This is a genomic window from Borrelia nietonii YOR, from assembly GCF_023035795.1.
Taxonomy (GTDB): Bacteria; Spirochaetota; Spirochaetia; order Borreliales; family Borreliaceae; genus Borrelia; species Borrelia hermsii.
The window spans coordinates 23,881-30,416 of sequence record NZ_CP073149.1 but is presented as its reverse complement, the minus strand read 5'-3'; the positions used below and the strand labels follow the sequence as shown (position 1 = coordinate 30,416).

The following is a 6,536-nucleotide window of genomic DNA, read 5'->3' as shown; positions in this document are numbered from 1 at the left end:
ATTAAATCTCCTGTTTTGTGAATTTACTGCAAATTATGATAACGCAATAATCACTAAAAAGTAAACTGTTATTTAACAAAAAATATTATTTGCAAAATTTAACAAATAATATAGCAAAAGTTTTGACAAAAACAATTTTTTGCTATATTATTTTGTTTAGTAATTCACAAAACAGGAGATTAATATGACAAATCAAAAAAGAAAAATAACAAAAACAAAAGAGAAAATAGTAGAGGTAGGAATGGAGCAGCCAAGTTTGTATGATCAAAAAATGTTTGAAGGATTTGATTCATTTGCACATCAAAGTCAAGACCAGATTAATAAGGGACAAAAAAGTGTAAGTAAAATCAGCAGAATAGGACGCAAGCTATCAAGAATTGGCAAAAATGAATGTTTCAAGTTTAATAGCAAAGTTGATTTTGGTATTCAAAGGAATTCATTAAAGCGTATAGGAGCAAGTGAAGTTGGGAGTATGTTTATTGGAGCTGAGAGTGTTTCAAAATTAATGCTTGATAGGGTCTTGAAATTATTAGGAAAAGAGATTTCATTAGAAGAGAACTTAAGCATGAGGAAAGGAAAGCTACTTGAGAATTTAGGGTTTGATGAATTTGTACGTATGCATTCTGATGAGATTGCTGTTTTACATAAGAATAAATATGCAAATGGGATAGATAAATATAATTACTTCAAGAAGTTTAAGGGACGGGACAATTTGGTTGGTTCAACAATTGATGGTTGGTTTGAAAACCAAGAAGGGGAAGCAGAGCTTTTAGAAATTAAATGCAGTGATAATATTTATTTAAAGAGTGCTGTAATTGAATACAATAAGAATGGTAATTTTTTAGAAAACAAATACTTTTTCAAGTATTACGTTCAAGTGCAAATACAACTTTTATGTACAGGTTTAAGTAAGGGGAATCTGTTTTTTCTAATAGGTAATGAAGCTATTAATTGTGTAATTGAGAGGAATGATAAGTTTATTAATGAAGTAATGTTTGATGTTTCAACAATGGAAGCGGAAGTAAGTAGTATTTCTGAAGCTTTAAGAGCAAAGTATGATATTGAGAATATAGATTTAGATAGTTTAAGTGAACTAATTCAAGAAGGGATTGAGAGTAGTGAGGTATACAAATATTTTTCAGAATCAGAGTATAAAGATAACTTTCTAGAATTTGTAAGATGTACTGACCTGGAGATTGATGAAGAGAAGGATAATCTGTTGAAAGGATATCTTAGTGAAATTAGTACTTTGCAAACAGAGATAGAAGAAGCAGAAGAGATAGCTAAGAGTAGACATACACAAGAGCTATATAAGGCAACAAAACCCATGAAAGATAAACTTAAATCCCGAATAGATGAAATATTTGCAGAATTTTCATTAATGGAACATGTAAATTATAATTTTGAAGGTATTCTATTTTCTTTAGATACAACCAAGCGAGCTATTAAAGATAGATTTAAGTCTTTAAGTGGCAATATCAGTTTTCTTGCTAGTAGTTTAGATTCAGTGCAGCAATGGTCTGATATTGAAACTTCCATTGTAAGTGCTTAAGGTTGGAGGTTATGAGGATTAGCTTTATGGTAGTACTTTTACTAATTACTTATCAGGTTGTGAAGTTTTTATGTAAATTTAGCAAAAGAACTTTAGAAAAAATAATTTATGATTATTACTCAAGACAAGAATTTTTAGAGGATATGAGAAGACTTGATCATGATTTAAGACTCATGGAAATGATGAGTAGATTAAGGGATAAGGAGAGCTCTCATGTCTGATATTAATTCAGTAGTATTATCAGGACGTCTGACTAGAGACAGTGAAATTATTTACGTTAGCAACAGCATTCCTATTTTGAAGTTTGGTTTAGCTAATAATAGGAGAATCAAAAGGAATAATGAATGGATAGATTATGCTCAATTTTTTGATTGTGTGCTTTTTGGGAGTAGAGCAGAAAGACTAATAGCATTTCTTTTAAAGGGGAAACAAGTTGTAGTTAATGGGTCTTTAAGGTATGAGAGTTGGGATGACAAGCGCACTGGTGATAAGAGAAGCAAGAGCAGCATTTTAGTGGATGAGATTCAAATACTAAGCCCATTACCTGCTTTAAGAGCAACTAATAAGGTTGATTCTGATGAAGGGTTTCATGAGGATATCCCTTTTTAGGAATGATATATTGCAATCAAAAATAATTGTAAGCTAAGGAGTTTTGAGTATGACCTATGCAAAAATTGAACTTGTAGAGAAGATGATGGACCAAAGAGATGAATTTGAAGAAGTTTTATTTAGTAAGGTAGTTGAGAAGGGAGCGGTAGTGCTTGTAAAACCTTACGATGAGGAATTTACTTGTTCATTAGCGAGGCATTATCTTGATATTTTTTTAAGGTTTTGCCTAAGGATTCCACATATTAAAGCTATATGTGGAATAACTAAGATTAAGGAAAAAAGTCTTTCTGTAAATAAGCATTTCAGGTCTTCTATGTTTGTGGACCTTATGTTAATTTTTTTTGAAGATTTATCGCTGTTTGAAGTTGAATTTCAAAGTATTAAATTTGATAGTAGAGGTTAAAGATTAAAGGTTAGAGGTTAAAGATGAAAATAACGCAAAATAATCCAAAGTTAATTTTAGAAATACGTCAGTGGGGATGTTACTTTTTATGTCTGCATTATTACATAGAACGATTTAAAAAATTGCAGTTTAGTATTAATGATATTAACAATAATTATCATAAATTTGTTGGTTTAGGATACATTAAAAGTAATTGTTATATTGTAAATCCATGCAGTATACTTCAAAGTTTTGGGATTAAGACAAGTGTGCGTTGGATAAGTCATTCTTACAGATGCACAAATAATGAATTTGAAATAAGTGAAGTTAAAATCAAAGGTGTATCAGGCTATCATTTTATAGCAACTAACGATACCAGTGTTCTTTATGATTCACTTACGCTTAAGGAAAGAGGAGTTGAATATCAAATTACATCAAGGAGAGTGTTTAGGAAACATTGAAACTGCTAGCTAGAGAGGGAAGTAAGTATCGTTATAGTAAGGTTATTATAAGTCTTTTTCCTAAGCATACTTCATATATTGAAGGATTTTTTGGAACAGGAGCAATCTTTTTTGCAAAACCATTAGCTTGTTACAATATACTCAATGATAATTCTCAGTTTATTTATAAGTTTTTTTATTATTTGCGACGAAATCCTGATTCACTTTATAAGAAGGTAAGAGACGCAATTATTTATGACAGAATTATAAATGAAAATCAAGACAAAATAGAATATATGGTTTTAAGAAGTTTGTATTCTCTTTATGGTTCATATAACTCAACTATGAGGTTAGATAGAAGCAATTCTAAGAGATTATTTTTGGGTATGCTTAAGACTTATAAGTCTAGAGTAAAAGAGATGCTTGATTATGCAATATTTACTTCGCGTGATATCTTTGATTTTCTGGGTGCTTTGCCGAAAAGAGATAAGATCGCTTCAACATTTGTATATCTTGATCCACCATATTCAATTTCACGTGGAAGTCTTGCTGATAATCGGGGGTGGAATTTAGATTCTCTTGAGAGGCTCATTGTAGAGATGAAGAGATATAATTGGCAATTTGCAATAAGTGAATTTGATGATTTAAGGGTTTTAGAACTTTTCTTGAAATATAATCTTAATGTTAATTATATAGCTCGTTCAACTGGAATAGCTAATACTTTTGGGCATACTAAACATGAAATACTTGCAACTTCATATAGAACCAGTAAATCAAGTATGAGTTGTAAAAATACTCGTCATATTCAACTTGAAATGTTTAAAGAGAAAGCGTGAATTTGTATTCTTAATTTGTGTATAAAAAAAGACTCTACTTCTCTGAATCTTTTAGAGTCTTTTTTTATTTTAAAAATGAAATATTGGTTTAAACTTTCAGGATTTATATGTATTATACACTAAATAATTGCCAAAAACTAGAGCTTAGCAAATAATTTATTGTTAAAAAAAATACCTAAGAACCAATCCTTAGATATTTATACATATTTATATGCGGTAAAATGAATTTTGATAATAACTTTAGTAGAAGTATATAATAAATTAGCAAAAATTGGGCAGTTATTTCAAGCTAGTTTTGATATCTTTGTAAGCATTAATTTTACTTGCATGGGAGAGTCCATAAACATTATCAATCTCAGTAGTAGATGAGTATTTCATAAGTTCTTTAATTTCAAATGAGTTGTATCCTTTAGACTTTAGTGAGGCAATAAATATATTTCTACATATATGTAAAGATTTACGATACCTAAATCCTGCTTTAAGAAGCAATGATTTAAATTGTTTTGAAATCTTAATTATGCTAATTCTATTGTCACGGAATTTGTGTTTACTCTTTTGAAAAAGATAAGTACGCCTTTTGTCTTTTCCTTTGCTTGCAAAATGTTCTTGATGTATTTGCATAATAGCATCAAATTCAGACTCACTAATAACTACTTCTCTTATGCAGATACTACTTCTCTTTTTTGCTACATTAACACGAAGAGAATAGAATACTTCACCATCACAGCTTGTCTCTTTTGATACATCAGATAGTCTTACATTTTGTATCTCAACACCTCTGCAACCAGTAATACTTAAGATATATACAAACCATCCAGAGATTGGGTTGATTTGTATAAGCTTTTTTATACATTTTTTTACTAGTTTGGTTGTTTTGTCATTTAGATAGAATCTTACAGGAGTGTTTTTTGATTGTTTTGAAGCTTTATTTTTACTCTTAAGTGTACTTTTAAGTTGTGACAATTCTTCATTGAGGCATTCATTTTGCTTTATTAGTTCATTAATAAAGTTAAGATTACTGTTAGTTAAGAGTTCCTTTTCATGCATTTTATTGTTAACTAAAGATTTTAAAAATATTTAAAATTAGTTACAAAAATGTTAGCAAATACTTGTATTGTAAGTCAATTCTAACGTCGCTTCATTGTATATAAAATACCCCCTCTAAGGTACTTTATGTAAATAGAAAGGGTACTTTTTGATATGTTAGGTTAATATTTCTAGTATACTTTATCCTATCTTTAACAAATACTTGAAAATATCCTCTACATATACTCTATTTGTCTTTTTAGTGGATCTTCATTTTACAATGGTACGTATTGCTCTTTAAAATTTAACCTCTTTCTTTTTGTTAACCAATTGTTTACTTTTTATCTTCTTTTACCATTTTTGTAACCAGTTTAATTTATTCATTTTTACGCTTTTTTTTCTAGAATTTTTGTTGCCTTTATCTTACTGCTTTGTTTTCTTTATCTTTGTTTGTCTTTACTCTTTAAATCTTCCTTTCTTAAATATTATTTCTTAATTTTTGTCTTTGATTATAAGCGTTCATTTAACCACCTGCTTGACAACCACTGATTGCGTTTGCTTGAATTTCATCTAACTTATTATCGCTCATTGTGTCAAGTATCCTTGTAAAACTTGTTTAAAGTTTTCTTTTGTTCGTCATTACAATTTGCAAGTTGATTCTTTATATGCTCAAGTGCAGCTTTTATCTTTCCTTCATCTAGATTTAGAAGTTGATTAAACTTTTCCTTATCATTTAAAGCATCTTTTAAGAAATCTAGATTTGATTTTTCGGTAGCATTTAACTTGTCTCTTAATGTTTCCTCAGGTGTTTTTTGAGTTGTTCCTGTATTTTCTGTTAACCCGTTTATTGTTTCATGATTAGCTTTCCTTTGTGTTGTTTCATCCCCATTACGACAATACAAGAATAATCACTGAAAAGTATTAATAATATTATATGTTTATTCATAATATTCTCCTTTTTTAATCTTTAGATACAGTATAACCTATACTAGGGTTTTTCTTGGATTCTATCTATATTATTTATAAGTCTTAATTGTTTTTGTAAAGTTGATTGTTTTGTTATAGAGTTTATATTGGTTTTTGTTAAGTTTTGTTAATTTAGACTAGGGTTAAAGAGATATGAGAAGAGCAAAGAAGTCATTTGATGATTATGTTGTGTATTTTAAAGAATGCAGGCTTAATGACGCACAAATAGCAAAAGAGCTGGGAGTAAGTCGTGTTAATGTAGGAAAGATGAGACGCAAGTGGGAAGAGGTTAAGGATGACCCTGAATACGTTAAAGAAACTGCTAAGCTTACTATTCGTGAGGATACTTTAACTAATATTTTGCTTCATGCTTCACAAAGTACAGCCCAAGCGCGTGATCTTAAAAGTCAGTTCAGTATGGCCAGAAGCATGTTGGGAATTGAATTTATAAATTCATTTAGTCGTTATTTAGAGTTGGAACTTAAAGCCCATAATCACGAGATAGAAGTATTAGAATCTAAGATTATAAGTCTTGATAATAAAATTAGGGATAATAATCTTTCGCATTCAGATGAAGAGAGTAAGAGGCTTGAAGAATTAAAATTTAAACTGGATGAACTTAAAAGGGAAAGAGAACTTAAGAAGATGTCACTTTATTATAAGACAATGCTTAAGCTTAAAGCTACTGATGTTGATGTGAGATCTAAATTTTAAATTTAAAGGTT

9 protein-coding genes are annotated in these 6,536 nt (G+C 29.5%); 7 read left to right on the top strand and 2 right to left on the bottom strand.

The annotated features are described in order from the left end of the window. Window positions 1–184: 184 nt before the first annotated feature. Genes bhYOR_RS04580 through bhYOR_RS04555 form a run of 6 tightly spaced genes read left to right on the top strand, consistent with a single transcriptional unit; the run spans window position 185 to window position 3,819 of the window. Window positions 185–1,552, top strand: coding sequence for a DUF244 domain-containing protein (locus bhYOR_RS04580; RefSeq protein ID WP_247088298.1), 1,368 nt, complete (start codon window positions 185–187; stop codon window positions 1,550–1,552). Between the two features lie 26 nt (window positions 1,553–1,578). Next, window positions 1,579–1,773, top strand: coding sequence for a hypothetical protein (locus tag bhYOR_RS04575; protein WP_025434177.1), 195 nt, complete (start codon window positions 1,579–1,581; stop codon window positions 1,771–1,773). Continuing rightward, window positions 1,766–2,161 carry a single-stranded DNA-binding protein gene (locus tag bhYOR_RS04570; RefSeq protein WP_247088295.1) on the top strand — a complete coding sequence of 132 codons (396 nt, stop codon included), beginning with the start codon at window positions 1,766–1,768 and terminating at the stop codon, window positions 2,159–2,161. The genes bhYOR_RS04575 and bhYOR_RS04570 overlap by 8 nt, the downstream gene beginning before the upstream one ends. 49 nt (window positions 2,162–2,210) lie before the next feature. Next, window positions 2,211–2,564 (top strand): hypothetical protein, encoded by a 354-nt coding sequence (locus bhYOR_RS04565; protein ID WP_247088287.1) that lies wholly within the window; start codon window positions 2,211–2,213, stop codon window positions 2,562–2,564. A gap of 23 nt (window positions 2,565–2,587) precedes the next feature. Continuing rightward, window positions 2,588–3,004 (top strand): DUF261 domain-containing protein, encoded by a 417-nt coding sequence (locus bhYOR_RS04560; protein WP_247088284.1) that lies wholly within the window; start codon window positions 2,588–2,590, stop codon window positions 3,002–3,004. Next, the gene (locus bhYOR_RS04555) at window positions 3,001–3,819 is read left to right on the top strand and encodes a DNA adenine methylase (RefSeq protein WP_247088282.1); all 819 of its coding nucleotides are present in this window, start codon (window positions 3,001–3,003) and stop codon (window positions 3,817–3,819) included. Before bhYOR_RS04560 ends, bhYOR_RS04555 begins: the two co-directional genes overlap by 4 nt. Window positions 3,820–4,098: 279 nt before the next feature. Here the strand turns inward: bhYOR_RS04555 and bhYOR_RS04550 are convergent, their stop codons facing one another. Both bhYOR_RS04550 and bhYOR_RS04545 read right to left on the bottom strand, forming a co-directional pair. After that, a complete protein-coding gene (locus tag bhYOR_RS04550; RefSeq protein WP_247088279.1) occupies window positions 4,099–4,866 on the bottom strand; it encodes a tyrosine-type recombinase/integrase in 768 nt (255 codons plus the stop codon). 572 nt (window positions 4,867–5,438) lie between these two features. Continuing rightward, entirely contained in the window at window positions 5,439–5,747 is a 309-nt protein-coding gene (locus tag bhYOR_RS04545) for an Mlp family lipoprotein (protein WP_247088277.1), read from the bottom strand. A 217-nt stretch (window positions 5,748–5,964) separates the two neighbouring features. On the opposite strand from bhYOR_RS04545, the gene bhYOR_RS04540 reads away from it, so the two are divergent. Then, on the top strand, window positions 5,965–6,525 hold the full coding sequence (locus bhYOR_RS04540; RefSeq protein WP_247088275.1) for a DUF603 domain-containing protein: 561 nt from the start codon (window positions 5,965–5,967) through the stop codon (window positions 6,523–6,525). Window positions 6,526–6,536: the final 11 nt, after the last annotated feature.

What these genes read in the sequence shown, in the direction of transcription:
- bhYOR_RS04580 (WP_247088298.1), top strand. Translation starts at nt 185, where the DNA reads ATGACAAATCAAAAAAGAAAAATAACAAAAACAAAAGAGAAAATAGTA.
- bhYOR_RS04575 (WP_025434177.1), top strand. Translation starts at nt 1,579, where the DNA reads ATGGTAGTACTTTTACTAATTACTTATCAGGTTGTGAAGTTTTTATGT.
- bhYOR_RS04570 (WP_247088295.1), top strand. Translation starts at nt 1,766, where the DNA reads ATGTCTGATATTAATTCAGTAGTATTATCAGGACGTCTGACTAGAGAC.
- bhYOR_RS04565 (WP_247088287.1), top strand. Translation starts at nt 2,211, where the DNA reads ATGACCTATGCAAAAATTGAACTTGTAGAGAAGATGATGGACCAAAGA.
- bhYOR_RS04560 (WP_247088284.1), top strand. Translation starts at nt 2,588, where the DNA reads ATGAAAATAACGCAAAATAATCCAAAGTTAATTTTAGAAATACGTCAG.
- bhYOR_RS04550 (WP_247088279.1), bottom strand. Translation starts at nt 4,866, where the DNA reads ATGCATGAAAAGGAACTCTTAACTAACAGTAATCTTAACTTTATTAAT.
- bhYOR_RS04540 (WP_247088275.1), top strand. Translation starts at nt 5,965, where the DNA reads ATGAGAAGAGCAAAGAAGTCATTTGATGATTATGTTGTGTATTTTAAA.